Origin of the sequence: Bacillus rhizoplanae (assembly GCF_917563915.1) — a bacterium.
In the GTDB taxonomy this organism is placed as follows: domain Bacteria; phylum Bacillota; class Bacilli; order Bacillales; family Bacillaceae_G; genus Bacillus_A; species Bacillus_A rhizoplanae.
Genome location: NZ_CAKJTI010000004.1, coordinates 80658 through 98476, shown reverse-complemented (window position 1 = coordinate 98476; position 17819 = coordinate 80658). Strand labels below are relative to the sequence as shown.

Genomic DNA, 17819 nt, shown 5'->3' with positions numbered 1-17819 from the left:
GTATATTACTGTATAAAAAGCAAATCACCTTAAAAAAACGAAAAAAGATACGACATCGTATCTTTTTACTTGTTTAACTTTGCTTCAATTTTTTGAATTAACTCATCTTCATTTGGTGCTGCAACTGGACGGTTATTTACAAATGCAAATGATTTCTTACGACCAGGACCGCAATACGATTGGCATCCGATTTGAATATCCGCACATTCATCTATTTTTTTTAAACGCGGTACTAACGTCTTAATATTCGTTGCCTGACAATCATCACACACACGAAATTCGTTTCCCATTTTATATAACACTTCCTCTATTTTGAAACTTTTCTCAAGTACATATAACAATAAACACTAAATGGTATTTTACCTTTCTTTTCAATGTGATGCAAGTTTTCTTCCTGCTAGGTTTCATGCCAAATCAATCACATACTCTCGCTTTTTCGCACGGCAAATATAACTTGCAAACACACTTCCGCTCAAAATCTACCATAATTTTAAAAGCTTTGTATAAAAGGGGTTTATTTTGTCCATTCTAAAAATAAGATATTGATAAAAAGAAAGGGAGATGAATCTATGAAAGTAAGACAAGATGCTTGGACTGAAGAAGATGATTTACTTCTTGCTGAAACCGTTTTGCGCCACGTTCGCGAAGGAAGTACACAATTAAACGCCTTTGAAGAAGTTGGCGATAAATTAAATCGTACCTCAGCAGCTTGTGGATTTCGTTGGAATGCTGTGGTGCGCTATAGTTACGATCAAGCATTACAACTTGCGAAAAAGCATCGTAAAGATAAAATGCGTGCAAATGGCGGCGAACAGGCGAAAAAACGCCTTCTATATACACCGCCGATTTCATCTACTGTAACAACTGATGAAAATATAGCTATCGAAATTGAACAACCTATTCAAACTGCTCAACCTGTTCAAACTGTTCAAACTGTTCAAACTGTTCAACCTGTTCAAACTGCACAAGTAACGTCAACAACTTCTTCCATTGCTATGCACGACGTTATCCATTTTCTACAGTCACTCGGAACTTCTAATGTAAAAGTATCCGCGCTTGAAAGAGAGAATGAGAGATTGAAACAAGAAATTGCCGAGTATATGCGAAGAAATGCTGAATTAGAAACGAAAGTGGAAAAACTAGAACAGCAATCAACTACAGTTCAGGAAGATTACGAGACGCTGATGAAAATTATGAACCGTGCGCGTAAACTTGCATTAATGGACGACGAAGAGCGTACACAAACCTCGTTTCGCATGGATCGAAACGGAAATCTAGAAAAGATTGCGGAATGAAAAGGATGCTATGATAGCATCCTTTTTATTATGGTTTCATTCACCGTTTAAAATTCTTCCATCTTAGATTCTCTACGTACATCGGGATAACTCTCTTTTTTCAGATTTTCTTTTAACTCTAGTTTTTTCTAGATTTTTTCATCCTTTCAGGTTCTTCTTCACAACCTTCCTCTCTACTCTCTCTTTTTTGCTATAATAAAGTGAAACTTCCATCAGTGGGGTTTTTTTTCATCCCCCACTGATGGAAAGCCCGCCCAATCGGGCTTTTACGGGCAGTTATCCCCCACCTATCTTCTTCGCTTTTCTCTGAATCTTGAGGTGGGGGTCTTACTGCCCGCGAATAGCGGGATAAATATTGTCATTTTATAGATAAGGGGTTATTTACATGAGCGATTCTCGTTCGATTTTATCTCAACCAGAGTGGCGCATTGTTGACCAATCAAGCTTAGGTCCGCAATTCCATGCGCTGCAGTCTTTCGCAATGGATGATACGTTATGTACAACAGTCGGAAACGGTACATCTGCTGCAACAATGCGCTCTTGGGTTCATCACAATACAATTGTTCTTGGCATTCAAGATACACGATTACCTTATTTAAAGCAGGGAATTGAATTTTTAAAAAGTAAAGGTTTCAATGTCATTGTCCGCAATTCAGGCGGACTCGCTGTTGTGCTAGATGAGGGTGTTCTGAACGTCTCTCTTCTATTCCAAGAAACAGAAAAAGGCATTGATATCGATCTTGGCTATGATACAATGTGGCATTTAATTAAAGAAATGCTAAAAGATTATGATGTCAATATTGAAGCAAAAGAAATCGTCGGCTCTTACTGTCCTGGCAGCTATGATTTAAGCATTGACGATAAAAAGTTTGCTGGTATTTCACAGCGCCGCATTCGTGGAGGCGTTGCTGTACAAATTTATTTATGTGCCACAAATAGCGGTTCACAGCGAGCTGCACTTGTTCGTGATTTTTACAACTTGGCCATTCAAGGAGAGAAAACAAAGTTTACCTATCCTGAAATTATTCCAAGTACAATGGCTTCCTTATCAGAACTACTTGGTAAAGAAATTACCGTACAAGATTTGATGATGCGCCTTTTACAAACATTACAGCACTTTACACCACAATTAACACCGTCACAGCTTACAATAGACGAGGTACCATTATACGAACATCACTTACAGCGCATAATCGATCGTAATAATAAATCACTTGGATTAGAAAACTAAAAGCCCCGCAGAATGAATTGCACCCCAATTGTTAGACACAGTCTAACAATTGGAGGTGCAGTTTTTTTATGACGAAATACTCTTTAGAAACCAAGTTATCTGCCGTTACCGATTATCTTAACAACGTAGAATCCTTTAAAGATATAGCTCAAAAGCATTGTGTAGATATGACGATGTTAAAAAAATGGGTAGCTAAGTTTCAAAGACATGGATTGGCAGGTCTTCAAAAGACATATACAAATTACTCTGTTGAGTTTAAAATGGACGTACTTAAATTTATAAACGAGATGGGAGCGTCCATCGCAGAAGCTACTACAGTTTTTAACATTTCTAGTTCTAGCACGGTATGGAAGTGGAAACATTTATTTGAAACACAAGGGATTGACGCTCTTCAACCAAAGGAAAAGGGGCGTCCACCTATGAAAAAGAAGCCAGGGGAAAATCAACAAGTAGAAGGGTCAGAAGAAGCATTAAAAGCGGAAATTGAGAGATTACGTATGGAGAATGCGTATTTAAAAAAGTTACATGCCTTAATTCAAGAAAAGGAAAAGTCACAGAACAAGACAAAGCGCAAATAATTTATGAGTTGAGGCACGAATTTAAAGTCATTGACTTAGTAAAAGTCGCTGATATTCCGCGTAGTACATATTATTACTGGGTGAAACGAATGAATCGCCCAGATAAATATCACGAAGTGAAAGAAATGATCCAACAGATTTTTCATAAGCACCAAGGTCGATATGGCTATCGTCGTATTACATGGACATTACGCAATCAAGGTATCATATTAAATCACAAAACAGTTCGTCGCTTAATGAGCGAAATGAATTTAAAATCTCTTGTCCGTATGAAGAAGTATCGCTCATATCGTGGAAAAGTTGGTAATATTGCACCAAACATTCTAAAACGTGATTTCAGAGCAACGAAACCAAATGAGAAATGGGTTACAGATGTGACAGAATTCCACATACATGGTGAGAAGTTGTATTTATCCCCAATACTTGATTTATATAATGGTGAAATTATTGCGTATAACGTAGAGAAGCGTCCTGTTTATCCATTAGTCTCAAAGATGCTGGATAAGGCTTTTCAACAATTAAAAGATGGTGAAATTCCTATCCTCCACTCGGATCAGGGATGGCACTATCAAATGAAGCAATACCAAAATGTCTTGAAAGAAAAAGGAATTACACAAAGTATGTCTCGTAAAGGGAATTGTTTAGATAACGCAGTCATCGAAAATTTCTTTGGCTTATTAAAGTCTGAATTACTCTACTTACAAGAGTTCGAAAGTATGGAACACTTTAAATTAGAATTAGAAAAATATATTCACTACTATAATCATGATCGAATCAAAACAAAACTAAAAGGAATGAGCCCTGTACAATACAGAACTCATTCCTCATTAGCTGCTTAAAATATGCGTCTAACTTTTTGGGTTCACTTCATTGTCTACTATAGGCGATGAGTGCTTTTTATTTTAAGATTACAACATAAGGTACGGGTAAAGAGAGTAAGATTGATGTTGGTAAAACTGAAATCGAAGTTACATCGGAGATTGATGAAAGCATTAAAGTAACAGGGAGGCTTAATCTAAAGATAGTAAATGGAAAGTATATTGATTAGTTGGAGGTTAATATGGCTAATACAAACTTTGACTTTTATACAGACGACAGTAAAGTGATATTTTTTCTTGGACTTTCAGAAGTAGTTTTATCGGTATTTTCTCGTAAGGAAGACCAAAAAGTTGCTCTGGATGTCATTGGTAAATGTTGGGTGTGGTTGAGGGATAAAGATAATATAGGGGATATTCTGTATGATTTATTGGATAATGAGGAAAATGGTATAACTATAATTCAAGAGATGTCAGACAATGAAGTAGATATGATAGCATGGAACTGTATTATTGATGCAGTTGCTTATACAAGTCGAAAAGCATTTGAAAGAGAAGGTGTAAATTATTATCCAGAACCAATTGCTTTAGTAGATGACACATTGGTAGATCATTTTATTGATTGTTTTGAAAAATGTATAGAGGATTCAGACAGTTATATTCTGCGAATAAATTCTTTATTAACTAAGTACAAGAATGAGGATATTACGAGTGATTTGAGGACTGAAGTTTTGAGGGATTTACAAATATTGATTTAACTACTATCAACTTTATGAACTTACGGTGGATTAGAGTTGTATGGTGATAATTTTGTCTATAACGAAAGCTTTATATCAATATTTCAATTTAGGAAAGAAATCGTTGATGAGGGAGTGGACTTTTTATTTAACACCATATAAACGTTCGAAGTATTGTTACAGTAAACGAATTAATACCTTACAAATTCAAACAAGATTGTTTGGTAAAATTTAGACTTATCAGGAATTACTATAAAACAAACAAAAAGCATTTGATTGTCTTTTAGACGATAAGTGCTTTTTTGCTTTTTAGCATAAGATTAGTTAAAAAGCAGTATATTTGAACGATTGGAGCATGAAACTAAAACGCATAAAGTTAACCATTTAGGTGGAAATACGTTATGGGGGGATGGAATCAGATGAGTAAGGTACAATGGAGATCACCGGATGAACCAATTATACGAGAAGATGTAAAGAATGTTGAACAGGAATTAGGCATTAATTTTCCTTTAGATTATATAGAATGTGTGATGAAGAATAATGGAGCGCATGTTAGTCCAGAGGTGTTTGAAGTTGAAGGGAAAAGAAAGGTTTTTGGAACGTTACTAACTTACGATATGGATGATGATGAAAATATTATAGAATTATTTAATGATTACAAGGATACACTCCCGGCAGAATTAGTTCCTTTTGCTTTTGACCCAGCAGGAAATTTAATATGTTTTGACTATAAAAATGACAAAAATAACCCTGTTGTGGTATTTTGGGAACATGAAAATGCTGGTGAAAAAGAAATGTTGATGCGAGAAGAAGGATTAACAGAAGAACAAGTGGAAGAACGTGCAAGAGAAAATGTATTTTATGTGGCAAGTGACTTCACTGAGTTTTTAAACAAATTACATGATTAATAGATATTTAAAATAAAAGGGCTGTTCCATAAGTTGGTTTCGTTTGCTTATGGGACACCCCACTATGCAACAGTCAATGAAACAGGAAGCCCCTTCTTCAATCAGACCGGAAGGTGGATAAGAAGGAGTTATTCACAAGGAGGATAGTAAGTGATTGAGAAAATTGACCATATCGGAATTGCGGTACAATCTATAGAATCAGTTTTGCCATTTTATACAGAGATATTAAAATTGAAACTTTTAGGAATAGAAGAAGTACAATCACAACAAGTAAAAGTAGCTTTTTTAGTAGTAGGAGAAAGTAAACTAGAATTGTTAGAACCACTAAGTAACAAAAGTGCAATTGCACAATTTATTCAAAAACGTGGTGAGGGTATTCATCATATAGCATTTGGAGTCCAATCGATTAAACAAAGAATTCAGTATATAAAGCAAAATGGAATACAGATGATTGATGAATTACCTCGAACTGGTGCACAAGGCGCGCAAATTGCTTTTATTCATCCAAAATCAACATATGGTACATTGTACGAATTATGTGATGAAAACTCCCGCCACTTATCTCCTTCGGATCTTGAAGTGGGGGTTTCTCGTGTATCACCTTCAAAAGATGCTTAACACGAGTGGAGTTGACACAGCTGCCTGATGGCACAACCCCTCTATTCCATCGACAAACGCCTTTGGAACTGCCTTTTTTAAGATGTTATAGGAACCATTCACATCTGCGTTTAGTAGAAGATTCTCTTTCGTACGATACAATCCACGTGTAATCCGTTTTCCACTGAATAGAGGAATGTTTTTCCCACCGTAATTGGGGATTGCATCATTGTCTAGAAAGGATGCTTTACTTGTATACGATTCCTCCACTACTTGTACAGTAATACCTTGTCGATTCGCCTTATAGGTGATCATTTCAATGAATAGATTGTGTGGGATATGGCAGAAGGACTGATTCTGTTGTTTCCCCATATCACTATTTTGTTTCCATGATGTATTTTTTCCAATCATAATCATAGAAATCTCTTGTTGAATCGCCAGCTGGACAATGTGATAACTCATTTTATGAAAGAGATCTTTTATTTTGAGAAACCGTTTCTCATGAAGCCTCTCTAAACGCTTTGATGTGTGTGGTCCTTCTTTTGGTTCTTTTCCATGACGAAGAATCCCCAGTAAATGAGCCTTTTGCTTGTTGTAGTATTGATTAATGCTTTTGATGACATTGCCCTTTACTAATACAGGAGCAGCCCCTGTATTAGTTGTGATAGTTGCAATGTTATTAATTCCTAAATCAATACTCATGTAGCGGTGATTGTCTACATACTCAGGTGATAGCTCAGATTGTTCTGTCACAATTTCCACCTTAAACTTCCCATAAGCAGGAGAAACACGTACCTCTTTGAGATTGCCAATCCGCCCAAACAATTTACCGATATTTAATTTTATGCTTGTTTTTGGAAAACGAATGTACTTCTCTTGGAGTTTACATACTTGATTCGTGAATACAATTTCTTTCATAGGTGATTTAATATATTTGGGAATGCGAGGTCTGCCCGTAAAAGTGGAAGGATGTTTTTGGTATGCCTTGATGGAAGCGAAGAATGATTTCCAGTTTTGATATAGCTTCTTCATAACTGCTTGATTCGTTTGCGCTGGCAAGTTCATATAATCTTGTTGTTTCATTGTTTTAAATAAGCAATCTAAGAAATGATACGATAGGAACGATTTCTCTTTTGTCGGTAATATAAACAAGTTACATTTTATGTCTTTCTGTTCTTTAACAGGTTTTTCTTTCTGTTTTTGCACACGTTTTTGGTACGCACGAAGTTGATTTTCATTCATGGTTTCGATGTACATTTGTAATGTATGGAGGACCTCTTGTTGAAGTGGCTGTAATGGTTGATCAGTACGTAAGGCCGTATACACTTGGCGAATATAGAAGTTTGTTGTATTGTAGAGATTTTTTGCATTTTGGCACATGTCTAGGAAGTAAGAGTATAACTTATGACCTTTCTTGATCCAAATTTGATAGGTTGCATATTCCTTTTCTTTCGTCATCATTTTCACCCCCTTCTTTCCTTCATGATACTACAAAACACCAAAAAAAGAACGTATATTCGTATTGGTGTGAAAATATTTTTACAAATACGACGGCAATTCATCCCCACCTTAAACTGGACTATGCCCTACACGTTTTGAAGGTGGGGTTTTCTTGCCAATTTTTCGATAAAGGGGATAAAATATGATTGATATTTACGAGAAAAAAAGATGTCATACGGTCACTCTAACGCGATAAAATTTATAAACTTGAAGCACTTGATTGTCTCCTATAGGGCAACAAGTGCTTTTTATCTTAAGATTAAACAAAGGGTACGGGAAAGGATGCGTTAGAGGTAAATTTAACAAAGGAACAGCTTGCTACTAAACCACCACACTCACCTATTCCAGAGAAATGGATAAAAAAGATGAGGATGGAACTTAGGTGTATACAAATAAGAAAGGACAAACTGTGAGCTATCCTGATTGCACACAATATGCATACCCTACTGTTAAGCTAGTAGAAACTGAAATGGCAAGTCTAACGAATCTAACGCACTTTGTTTATTCTTTTTTAGCTTCCAACTCATTTTGCATGCGTTGCTTAAACTCTTTTGGAGAGCATTGATTATACCTTTTAAAAAGCTTATAGAACTGAGCCATGTTAGAGATGCCAACCTCATAACCAACATTTGTAATACTAAGATCACTTGTCATTAATAAACATTCAGCTTTTTTTATTCGCTTATAATTAACGTAATCAATAAATGAAGTACCGATAATTTTTTTGAAGTATTTTATGAAATAATGGTAGCTAAGCCCTAGTAATGAGCAAGCTTCTTCTACAGTAATTTTATCTTCCAAATGTTTGTCTACGTATTCAAGAACTGGCCGTAATCGGTTCAGACCAATTCCCTCTGTATAGTTTAATATGTTGCGTGTATCATTTCTTAAGAGTAATAGCATCATTCGCTTAATAGCAGAACTAATAGCAATTTCATATCCTCTCATTTGTGTTTGTGATTCTTGAAAGATTTCCATGATTAGAGTATATATTTCATTTCTTACAGCTTGTTTTTCTTCAAAAATATAGTTTATTTCATTTAAAGGTTTCGTTTGTTCAGAGAAACAGTATATGTACGGCATGATACTTTCATCGAAGTGTTTCCCTAAATCGATTTGAAACACTACATATCGTAAATCATCCATCAGTGGTTTATGAGAACGATGTGGTTGGGACGCCCCTAAAACGATGACATCGCCCGGGCCCATTACAACATACTCGTTTTTACTTTGAATCCCCAAGTTACCTTCAACGACGGCAATAAATTCTACTTCTTTATGATAATGCCAAGGGTGTTTCTCTATCGTACTGAAATGATGTTTTTTCATATTAATTTCCCATATTTTTAGAAACAGCAACGGATTTTGATAAATGACTTTTTCATTAATAACTTCTAAATCGTTTTCTATTAAAGTCATACGCAATTTCTCCCCTTTAGAACATGCCACTTTTGTAAATAAAACATATCATAATTCTTCTTATTTTCTCTTTCGATTTTTAACAACCCAAAAAATGATGACACTTTTGAATAAAAAGACAGCTAAATTAAGCATATCCTTCATTCCTTATCTTTTCTATACTAATCACAAATACAGTGAAACTTCCATCAGTGGGGGGGCTTACTGCCCGTTAATGCGGGATAAACGAAAAAGGGGTGTTGTCACAATGTTAAAAGTAACTGTATGGAATGAAAATCGACATGAACAAATAAATCCTGTTGTAAGTGAAATATATCCGGATGGGATTCATGGCACAATTGCAGAATTTTTAACGAAAGCAGGGTTCGAAGTAAAAACGGCTACTTTAGATGAACCAGAACATGGATTAACAGATGAAGTATTACATCAAACGGATGTATTAGTATGGTGGGGACACATGGCACATGAAGAAGTAGCGGATGAAATCGTTGAAAAGGTCAAACAACGTGTATTAGGCGGAATGGGATTAATTGTTTTACATTCAGGTCATTTCTCGAAGATTTTCAAAACGTTAATGGGTACAAGTTGCGATTTAAAGTGGCGTGAAGCGGATGAAAAAGAACGTTTATGGGTTGTAGAGCCAAGCCATCCAATTGCAGAAGGAATTTCAGAATTCATTGAACTTGAACGTGAAGAAATGTATGGTGAACACTTTGATATTCCGGCGCCGGATGAATTGATATTTACAAGCTGGTTTGAAGGCGGGGAAATTTTTAGAAGCGGCTGCACATATAAAAGAGGGAATGGAAAAGTGTTCTATTTTAGACCAGGGCATGAAACATACCCAACGTACCATAATAAAGAGATTCAACGCGTGATCATAAATGCAATTCAATGGGCAAAACCAGTAGAAAGAAAACGTCCTGTCTACGGTAATGCCAAGCCGATTGAACAAATTGTTGTAAAAGCGAATAAGTAAACTGAAACGAAGGGGATAAAGGTCATGGGGAAAATAAAAGTAGCGGTTATTGGTTGTGGAAGCATCGCAAAGTATCGTCATTTACCAGAGTATCAATTCAATAAAAATGTAGAACTGGTCGCAGTTTGTGATGTAAATGAAGAACGTGTAAATAGCGCAGCAAAGCAATATGGCGCAAAAGCGTATACAAATTACGAAGAGCTGTTAGCCAGCGGCACTGTGGATGCGGTGAGTGTGTGTACACCAAACTATCTACATGCGCCTATTTCGATTGCGGCTTTAAACAGCGGCATTCATGTATTATGTGAAAAGCCGATGGCCACATCGGAAGAAGAAGCAAAAGCAATGATTGAAGCAGCAAAATCAAACGGTAAAAAACTAATGATCGGACACAACCAGCGCTTTGTCGCATCTCATCAAAAAGCGCGCGAGCTGATTCAAAGCGGAGAAATCGGTAAAATCTATAGCTTCCGCACAGCTTTTGGCCATGGCGGACCAGAAGGATGGAGTGCGGACGGCAAAGACAGCTGGTTCTTTAAAAAAGAAGAAGCGTTTATTGGTGCGATGGGAGACTTAGGCGTTCACAAAACAGATTTACTTCGTTACTTACTCGGAGAAGAATTTGTAGAAGTTGGCGCGTTTGTTGAAAATAATGCGAAAGATTTCGCTACTGTTGATGATAACGCAGTATGTGTATTAAAAACGGAAAGTGGTGTCATTGGAACACTTGCAGCAAGCTGGGCTTATAAGGGTAAAGAAGATAACTCAACGATTATTTACGGTGAGAAAGCAATTCTTCGTCTAGAAGAACATCCAGTCTATTCATTAATCGTTCAATATGCGACAGGAGAAGTTGTTAATTATGAACTAGGGAAAATTCAGTCGAATGATGAAGGCGGACAAAATAATTCTCACGTGATTGAACAATTTGTACAAGCAATTTTGCATGATGAAGAACCAGCTGTCCCAGGTGAAGAAGGACTTAAATCTCTTTCTGTCATTTTAGCAGCTTTACAATCAAGCCAAACAAAACAAATTACCCGCGTATAAGAGGTGAATACCGTGAGAATTGGCATAATTGGAGCAGGAGGAATTGCCACTGGGCGGCATATTCCAGCTTTTAAACAACTAGGTAATGAATGCGTCATTTGGGGTATGAGCGATATTAATAGTGAAAGAGCGAAAGAGGTTGCGAACGAGCATCATATCCCGCAAGTATTTACCAACTATAAAGATATGCTGAAAGAAGTAGATGCCGTATGTATTTGTACGCCGAATAAATTCCATGCTGAATTTGTAGTTGAGGCTTTGAAAGCAGGCGTTCATGTATTATGTGAAAAACCAATGGCACTATGTAAGCAGCAGTGCGAAGATATGCTGGAAGCTTCAAAAAAAGCTGATAGAAAACTAGCGATTGCCTATCATTATCGTTTTATGAAAGAAGCACAAGCAGCAAAAAGAATGATGACAGAAGTAGGCCGTCCTCTCGTAGCGCGCGTAAAAGCGATGCGGCGCCGCAAAGTTCCTGGGTGGGGAGTATTTACGAATAAAGAACTGCAAGGCGGAGGAAGTTTAATAGATTATGGTTGTCATTTACTTGATTTATCTCTTTGGCTAATGGGAAACCCAAAACATACAGCGGTTCTAGGAAGTGCGTACAACGAATTAAGTAAAACACCTGGTCAGTTAAATCAATGGGGAACATTTGATCATGAGACATTTCATGTGGATGATCATGTAACCGCTTATATGAAATTCGAAAACGGTGCTTCATTGCTGCTGGAAACGTCTTGGTCTGCCAATATTGAAGATGACGAAGAACATGTTAGCATTTCCGGTGTAGACGGAGGGATTAACGTTTTTCCACTTGAACTTTACACAACGAAAAACGGCATGCTGATGAACAGTAAGGCAGCTTGGATAGAGGGAGAAGAGGATTATAGTTTCATGCAGGCTAAAAATTTCATTGATGCCTGCAAAGGGAAGGCTGAGTTAGTGGTAAAACCGGAAGAAGCGCTTCAAGTATCAGCTATTATCGATGAAATATATGACACGAGTCAAATAGGGGGGAAATAAAATGAAACTAGGTGTATTTACCGTTTTATTTGCAGATCGTTCATTTGAAGAGATGTTAGATAAAGTACAAGCAGCAGGTCTTCACGCCGTTGAAATTGGAACGGGCTGTTATCCTGGAAATCATCACTGCCCATTAGATGAACTGCTTGAAGATAAGGACAAAAGAGAAGCGTATCTAAAAAAAGTAACGGATCGAGGCCTAATCATTAGTGCATTTAGCTGTCACGGCAATCCAATCTCACCAGAAGAAGGCTTTGCAAAAGAGTCTGACGATACACTTCGTAAAACGATTCAATTAGCATCGCTGCTAAACGTGCCGGTCGTAAACTGTTTTTCCGGAACAGCAGGGGATCACGAAGGAGCGAAATATCCAAATTGGCCTGTTACCCCGTGGCCAAATGAATATGCGGATGTACGAACTTGGCAGTGGGAACATAAGCTGATTCCTTATTGGAAAGAGCTCGGGGAATACGCAGAAACACATAACGTGAAAATTGGTTTAGAATTGCACGGGGGATTTTTAGTACACACACCGTATACGTTATTAAAACTGCGTGAAAAAACAAGCAAAGCAATTGGCGCCAACTTAGATCCAAGTCATCTATGGTGGCAAGGGATTGACCCTGTCGGAGCCATTAAAATTTTAGCAAAAGAAAATGCGATTCATCATTTTCATGCAAAGGACACGTACTTAGATCAAGACAATATTAATATGTATGGCCTAACAGATATGCAGCCGTACGGAGAAGTGCAAACGCGCGCTTGGACATTTCGATCAGTGGGATGCGGCCATGATATGAAAGAGTGGTCAAATATGATGAGTGCACTTCGTACGTACGGATATGACTACGTAATAAGCATCGAACATGAAGATCCAATCATGTCGATTGAAGAAGGATTTAAACGCGCGGTTACGAATTTGAAAAGCGTATTAATAGAAGAAACGCCTTCGCAAATGTGGTGGGTGTAATACAATCAATCCGAGTTCAAAGAAGAAAGCAGGTTCGGCCTGCTTCTTCTTTTTAAGATTTCCGATAGCCTAAAAAACATAGAAGATTAAATAATAGTAATCCTCCTGCGATGTACCACGAATATCGGAAAGCTTGAATAAGTTTGTATGTTTCCATGTCGTCTTGTGAACTCATAAATGTTGCAGCAACTGCAGCACCAAATGCAATTGCGACATTTTGTAACATACATTGTACAGCTCCAATCGCACCTTGTTTTTCTTTGGATACAGACGCCATAACTGATGCAATATTAGCTGGTTGAAATATCCCTCCCCCAATTCCATATAGAAATAATAGGCTAGCCATTATATACGATGACCAATGGGCTTGAATAAAACTTAATCCAACAAATGCTATAAGCATTACACATAAACCTATTTTCATCTTTAGAAAACAGAAAAAATCTAGTCGAACGAAATTTTACTTAATCTAAGCTTGATGGCAATTGGGCTTTCCTCACAAAATCTTTATTTAAGGTTAATCCCATATTAGGGGTCTTTCCAACTCTACCATTCGTAAGTATTGTAAAAACTGACCCGTATGAACGGCATCATGATAGGCAATTCTTAAAAGCATGTCACCCAAATATCGTTGGTAGCCTACATCACTTCTATCAATAAGTCTTGATTCTAGTTCCTCCGTTGATATGGATTCAACATATTCTATAAAATCGGAAAAATATGATTGCGATAACTCTATCTCTTTTTCAACAGAAGTGATTGGTTCTTCATCGTATGGGGTATGTATTTCTGTCTTTATCAATCCATTGTTCCTTAAGAGCATATGATAATGGAAACTTGCACTCCACACATGACGAATCATCTCCCCAAAAGACATTGCTTCGTTGTCAGGTTTCCAAGAAAGCAAGCTATCAGGAAGAGACCTCCACAATTTGATAGAGCGCCTTCTTGTTTCCTTTAAATTCAATATACAAAGCTCAATTGCATTCATTATAAACTCCTCCTTGCTTGTAGATTCAAGATAATTGTATCAAATAGATAATTAGGGTATCATCGAAATATGAATGTATATCCGAATATCTCATATATAGCAAAACTAATTGCTGAACCTACAAGAGCAATAATTTTAGAGTGTTTAATGAATGGTCAGGCTTTACCAGCTAGTGAATTAGCATATATGGCAAAAGTGTCACATCCAACAATCAGTTCCCATCTTTCTAAATTGGTCGAGGGTAATCTCCTTAATGTTGAACAACATGGTAGACATCGGTACTATAGACTTGCTAATCAAGAGGTAGCAGAAGTTCTTGAAAAATTAGGTACGATTGCACCAACTGTTCCGGTTCGCTCTTTGAGGCAGTCCGATCAATTAAAAAAAGTTCGCAATGCTCGAACATGTTATGATCATCTTGCAGGGGAGCTTGGTGTAAAGATAGCTGAGGGACTAATTGATAGACAACTTCTAACTCTAGAAGATGGAGAATACGCTGTGACTGAGCAAGGGAAAAAGTGGTTTTTAAAGTTTGGGATTAATATCGAAAAGGCTAATACAAAAAGGAGGATATTTGCAAAACCTTGTCTTGATTGGAGTGAAAGACGTTACCATATTGCGGGTTGGTTAGGATCTGAAATAGCTAATCTTTTTTTTGAACAGGGATGGATTATAAAAGAAGAAAAAAGTCGAGCAGTCCATCTTACAAACAACGGTAAAAAAGCCTTGCAAGATCAATTAGGTATTGACATAAAGAAAAACGAAAATAAGTCTGTTTAATTCTATTAGTCCGTCAAGTGACGGGCTCTTTCATTGTAGGAGGAAATTTTACTGTATTACTGTGGCTGGAAAGCAGGAACTAGAGAAGAAACTGGATTATTGGGAACAAATCACTGCACTTATTCAAGCTTGCAGGAAAGGAGACTCCGCATGAAAGAGTTATAAATATGAAATTTTTATCAACTGAGAAGTATGATGATCGCAACCTTTAGCCATAATTACAACTAAAGGTTTTTTAGTATAAAAAATGAAACAAAATAAAAAATTACAAGGAGACAATTTTATGGAAAATAATAAAAATGCAATACTCGCTTTGGTTGTTTTTGCTTTAGGTTTAGTGCTTTTTGTTGGGGGCATGGTTTATTCGATATGGTGGTCATCTTGAATACTTACATGCACAAAATCCTTGTTTTAGGGTAATTTCAAGTCTTTAACTTGAGGGGCATGCGTCAAGGCCCCAATAAGATAATTAGATGCTAATTACAAAAAACTTAACTTATATGAAAGTCTACTCCATATCTATGAAGACCCAATTTTTTAGCTATTGCTTGTGAAGAGAAATTATCCCACGCTGTACTATAAAGAGGATATAACCCTTCTTTCTTGACTTCGTTTGCCCAAGCAATAACACTTTTTGTTCCATATCCGTTTCCTTTATAGGCTTCCAAAGTTTCCACACTAGCCTCTGCTGCTTTTGCACTCTTTCTCGCACTACAACATACAGAAACTGCAATACCGTCTTGAATAATAGCGAAACAAGGCTGTCTCCATTCAAACTCCTCAAATAGATTTGGGAAATCCATTTTTAGTAATTCCTTATTTTCATTTGTTACTCTAACTGCGTCTGAAGTCATATTAAAATTTTCGGGAAAAACGTAAGCTGGACCTATCCATATGCTACTTATCGGTCTTATCTCATTTAAAATAACAATTAAGTTTTTAAGGTCAACGATATGCTCATTGTTATTAATAACTTGCAACACTTTATCCATCTTTGGATTTGGGAAAATTTTATTGAAACGAATGACATTTCCTTCTTTGGTACGACCAAGGAAAAATAAAGGGGCAACAAGACCTCCAGGCTCATTTATTTCTGTCATTCTGCCCGAATTATCATATGTAAATAATACATCTGCCTGTATTTCCATTAGCTTGTATTCTTGAGCCAAATTACATCTCCACCTTTCACATCCTGAAAACGGAATGTAATTGTAGTTAAATATTATTTATGATTTTATGAACAACACATTATCGCCTTGTCAAAGGCATCTTCAGGAATATATACTTTATTATTTTTAACTTTATATGGAATGTTATTTCTTTCAAGTTGATCTGTATTAACAGTTTCTACAGTGTCACCCCATTGTATATATTTTCCACTGTACCCTTTTTGAGAAATATAAAATATTAAAAGAATAGAAAAAAATAAACATAGAAATACTATTCGTTTCTTTTGCAAATTTATCATCTCCTCTTTAATAACAAAGCAATATACGATTCCTAGAATTGTTAAAATTATACTATTCTTTATTTTCCAGTGTCATCATTTGTTCTAACTGGAGTATCGCCACATGCCCATCAAGGTAAGAAAAAATCATATTCCAAAAACGAAAAAAACGCCATTCTTTCGCTATAAATTCAAAACGAGAAGATGAAATAGTGTAAAAGAAAGTATACATGTGTATAAAAATTTGTTATGGAAAAGGTAAAATTTTTTAGAAAAAGTGCAAATACAATTGATTGGTTATTGATAATATTCAGTTCCTAAATTCCGGCACAATATTTGCTAATAAAAAATATAGGAAACTTTTAAAATAACAAGCATCTCATATGAGAATACAATTAACGGAGGGACAAGAAATGAATATTAGCAAAATGTACACAACAATCGACGCACATGTAGCAGGAGAACCGTTACGTATTATTACAGGCGGATTACCGGTGATAAAAGGAAAAACACAATTAGAACGACGAGCTTATTGTATGGAGCACTTGGATCATCTTCGCGAAGTTTTGATGTATGAACCGAGAGGACATCATGGTATGTACGGTTGTATTATTACGCCGCCGGCAAGCCCGCATGCTGATTTTGGGGTATTGTTTATGCATAATGAAGGCTGGAGTACAATGTGCGGCCATGGAATTGTAGCTGTAATCACAGTAGGAATTGAAACTGGTATGTTCGAAGTGACAGGAGAAGAACAAAAATTCATTATTGATAGCCCGGCAGGAGAGGTTATCGCGTATGCAAAATATAGTGGAAACCAAGTGGAATCTGTGACATTTGAAAATGTTCCTTCTTTCGTTTACAAGAAGGATGTTCCTGTAAAAATTGATGGTTATGAATTTCAAGTGGACATTGCTTTTGGCGGAGCTTTCTATGCTGTTGTAGACAGTAAAGAATTTGGCTTAAAAGTAAACTTTAAAGATTTATCTGCTATTCAAACATGGGGCGGGAAAATTAAACATTACATTGAAAGTCAAATGGAAGTAAAACATCCTCTCGAAGAAGATTTGAAGGGAATATACGGCGTTATCTTTTCAGATGAACCAAATGGAAAAGATGCGACGCTACGAAATGTAACTATCTTTTCTGATGGGCAAGTAGATCGTTCTCCTTGCGGCACGGGTACTTCAGCTAGACTGGCAACGCTTGTTGAACATGGAGTTCTACAAGAAGGCGGAAGTTTCGTTCATGAATGCATTACTGACGGACAATTTGTTGGAGAAGTGTTGTCATCGACAAAAGTAGGCGAATACGAGGCAATCATTCCAAAAGTTACTGGTCAGGCATTTATTACAGGATTTCACCAATTTGTAATGGATCCAAGAAATCCGTTAAAACAAGGTTTTTTATTGGCGTAATGTTTGTATAAAGAGTTGTTTTCTGTTTAGAAAACAACTCTTTTTGTAAGAGGGAATGAAGATAAAGTGGTGGAATAA

19 protein-coding genes are annotated in these 17819 nt (G+C 36.6%); 12 read left to right on the top strand and 7 right to left on the bottom strand.

The window, feature by feature from the left end; translation table 11 throughout:
* Nucleotides 1-65: 65 nt before the first annotated feature.
* Nucleotides 66-290 carry a YuzB family protein gene (locus LRP84_RS06020; RefSeq protein WP_020059743.1) on the bottom strand — a complete coding sequence of 75 codons (225 nt, stop codon included), beginning with the start codon at nucleotides 288-290 and terminating at the stop codon, nucleotides 66-68.
* 279 nt (nucleotides 291-569) lie between these two features.
* On the opposite strand from LRP84_RS06020, the gene LRP84_RS06015 reads away from it, so the two are divergent.
* The 6 genes from LRP84_RS06015 to mce all read left to right on the top strand — a co-directional run bounded on the left by LRP84_RS06015 (nucleotide 570) and on the right by mce (nucleotide 6182).
* On the top strand, nucleotides 570-1295 hold the full coding sequence (locus tag LRP84_RS06015) for an RsfA family transcriptional regulator (protein ID WP_230574249.1): 726 nt from the start codon (nucleotides 570-572) through the stop codon (nucleotides 1293-1295).
* 385 nt (nucleotides 1296-1680) lie between these two features.
* Complete coding sequence (lipL, locus tag LRP84_RS06010) at nucleotides 1681-2526, top strand: octanoyl-[GcvH]:protein N-octanoyltransferase (protein ID WP_230574248.1); 846 nt, start codon at nucleotides 1681-1683, stop codon at nucleotides 2524-2526.
* 68 nt (nucleotides 2527-2594) lie between these two features.
* Nucleotides 2595-3943 (top strand): IS3 family transposase gene (locus LRP84_RS06005; RefSeq protein ID WP_230574247.1). Its coding sequence is split into 2 segments (ribosomal slippage): nucleotides 2595-3051 and nucleotides 3051-3943, totalling 1350 coding nucleotides; the frame shifts between segments, so codons are not numbered across the junction.
* 221 nt (nucleotides 3944-4164) lie between these two features.
* A complete protein-coding gene (locus LRP84_RS06000) occupies nucleotides 4165-4677 on the top strand; it encodes an Imm6 family immunity protein (protein WP_230574246.1) in 513 nt (170 codons plus the stop codon).
* Between the two features lie 398 nt (nucleotides 4678-5075).
* Nucleotides 5076-5564: an SMI1/KNR4 family protein gene (locus tag LRP84_RS05995; RefSeq protein WP_230574245.1), complete on the top strand. Its 489-nt coding sequence runs from the start codon at nucleotides 5076-5078 to the stop codon at nucleotides 5562-5564.
* Between the two features lie 150 nt (nucleotides 5565-5714).
* Nucleotides 5715-6182: a methylmalonyl-CoA epimerase gene (mce, locus tag LRP84_RS05990; protein WP_230574244.1), complete on the top strand. Its 468-nt coding sequence runs from the start codon at nucleotides 5715-5717 to the stop codon at nucleotides 6180-6182.
* Here mce and LRP84_RS05985 read toward each other — a convergent pair.
* Nucleotides 6168-7619 carry an RNA-guided endonuclease InsQ/TnpB family protein gene (locus LRP84_RS05985; protein ID WP_230574243.1) on the bottom strand — a complete coding sequence of 484 codons (1452 nt, stop codon included), beginning with the start codon at nucleotides 7617-7619 and terminating at the stop codon, nucleotides 6168-6170. The two genes, mce and LRP84_RS05985, sit on opposite strands and share 15 nt — an antisense overlap.
* A 543-nt stretch (nucleotides 7620-8162) precedes the next feature.
* Entirely contained in the window at nucleotides 8163-9080 is a 918-nt protein-coding gene (locus LRP84_RS05980; RefSeq protein ID WP_230574242.1) for an AraC family transcriptional regulator, read from the bottom strand.
* Between the two features lie 247 nt (nucleotides 9081-9327).
* On the opposite strand from LRP84_RS05980, the gene LRP84_RS05975 reads away from it, so the two are divergent.
* The 4 genes from LRP84_RS05975 to LRP84_RS05960 are packed head-to-tail and all read left to right on the top strand — an operon-like array spanning nucleotide 9328 to nucleotide 13105.
* Complete coding sequence (locus tag LRP84_RS05975) at nucleotides 9328-10059, top strand: ThuA domain-containing protein (RefSeq protein WP_230574241.1); 732 nt, start codon at nucleotides 9328-9330, stop codon at nucleotides 10057-10059.
* A gap of 24 nt (nucleotides 10060-10083) precedes the next feature.
* Nucleotides 10084-11109 carry a Gfo/Idh/MocA family protein gene (locus LRP84_RS05970; protein ID WP_230574240.1) on the top strand — a complete coding sequence of 342 codons (1026 nt, stop codon included), beginning with the start codon at nucleotides 10084-10086 and terminating at the stop codon, nucleotides 11107-11109.
* A gap of 12 nt (nucleotides 11110-11121) precedes the next feature.
* A complete protein-coding gene (locus LRP84_RS05965; RefSeq protein ID WP_230574239.1) occupies nucleotides 11122-12135 on the top strand; it encodes a Gfo/Idh/MocA family protein in 1014 nt (337 codons plus the stop codon).
* 1 nt (nucleotide 12136) lies between these two features.
* Nucleotides 12137-13105, top strand: coding sequence for a sugar phosphate isomerase/epimerase family protein (locus LRP84_RS05960; protein ID WP_230574238.1), 969 nt, complete (start codon nucleotides 12137-12139; stop codon nucleotides 13103-13105).
* A 52-nt stretch (nucleotides 13106-13157) separates the two neighbouring features.
* Here LRP84_RS05960 and LRP84_RS05955 read toward each other — a convergent pair whose 3' ends face one another.
* Nucleotides 13158-13529 carry an MFS transporter gene (locus LRP84_RS05955; protein WP_302850575.1) on the bottom strand — a complete coding sequence of 124 codons (372 nt, stop codon included), beginning with the start codon at nucleotides 13527-13529 and terminating at the stop codon, nucleotides 13158-13160.
* A 93-nt stretch (nucleotides 13530-13622) separates the two neighbouring features.
* Nucleotides 13623-14096: a DinB family protein gene (locus LRP84_RS05950; protein ID WP_230574236.1), complete on the bottom strand. Its 474-nt coding sequence runs from the start codon at nucleotides 14094-14096 to the stop codon at nucleotides 13623-13625.
* A 69-nt stretch (nucleotides 14097-14165) separates the two neighbouring features.
* Between LRP84_RS05950 and LRP84_RS05945 the strand changes: the two genes are divergently transcribed.
* The gene (locus LRP84_RS05945; RefSeq protein WP_230574235.1) at nucleotides 14166-14876 is read left to right on the top strand and encodes an ArsR/SmtB family transcription factor; all 711 of its coding nucleotides are present in this window, start codon (nucleotides 14166-14168) and stop codon (nucleotides 14874-14876) included.
* Nucleotides 14877-15367: 491 nt separating this feature from the next.
* On the opposite strand, the gene LRP84_RS05940 is transcribed toward LRP84_RS05945, so the two are convergent.
* Nucleotides 15368-16045, bottom strand: coding sequence for a GNAT family N-acetyltransferase (locus tag LRP84_RS05940; RefSeq protein WP_230574234.1), 678 nt, complete (start codon nucleotides 16043-16045; stop codon nucleotides 15368-15370).
* A gap of 65 nt (nucleotides 16046-16110) precedes the next feature.
* Nucleotides 16111-16344 carry a hypothetical protein gene (locus LRP84_RS05935; RefSeq protein WP_437438764.1) on the bottom strand — a complete coding sequence of 78 codons (234 nt, stop codon included), beginning with the start codon at nucleotides 16342-16344 and terminating at the stop codon, nucleotides 16111-16113.
* Nucleotides 16345-16736: 392 nt separating this feature from the next.
* Here LRP84_RS05935 and LRP84_RS05930 point away from each other — a divergent pair, with 392 nt between their 5' ends.
* Nucleotides 16737-17741, top strand: a complete 1005-nt coding sequence (locus LRP84_RS05930) for a proline racemase family protein (RefSeq protein WP_230574232.1) — start codon at nucleotides 16737-16739, stop codon at nucleotides 17739-17741.
* Nucleotides 17742-17819 lie beyond the last annotated feature (78 nt).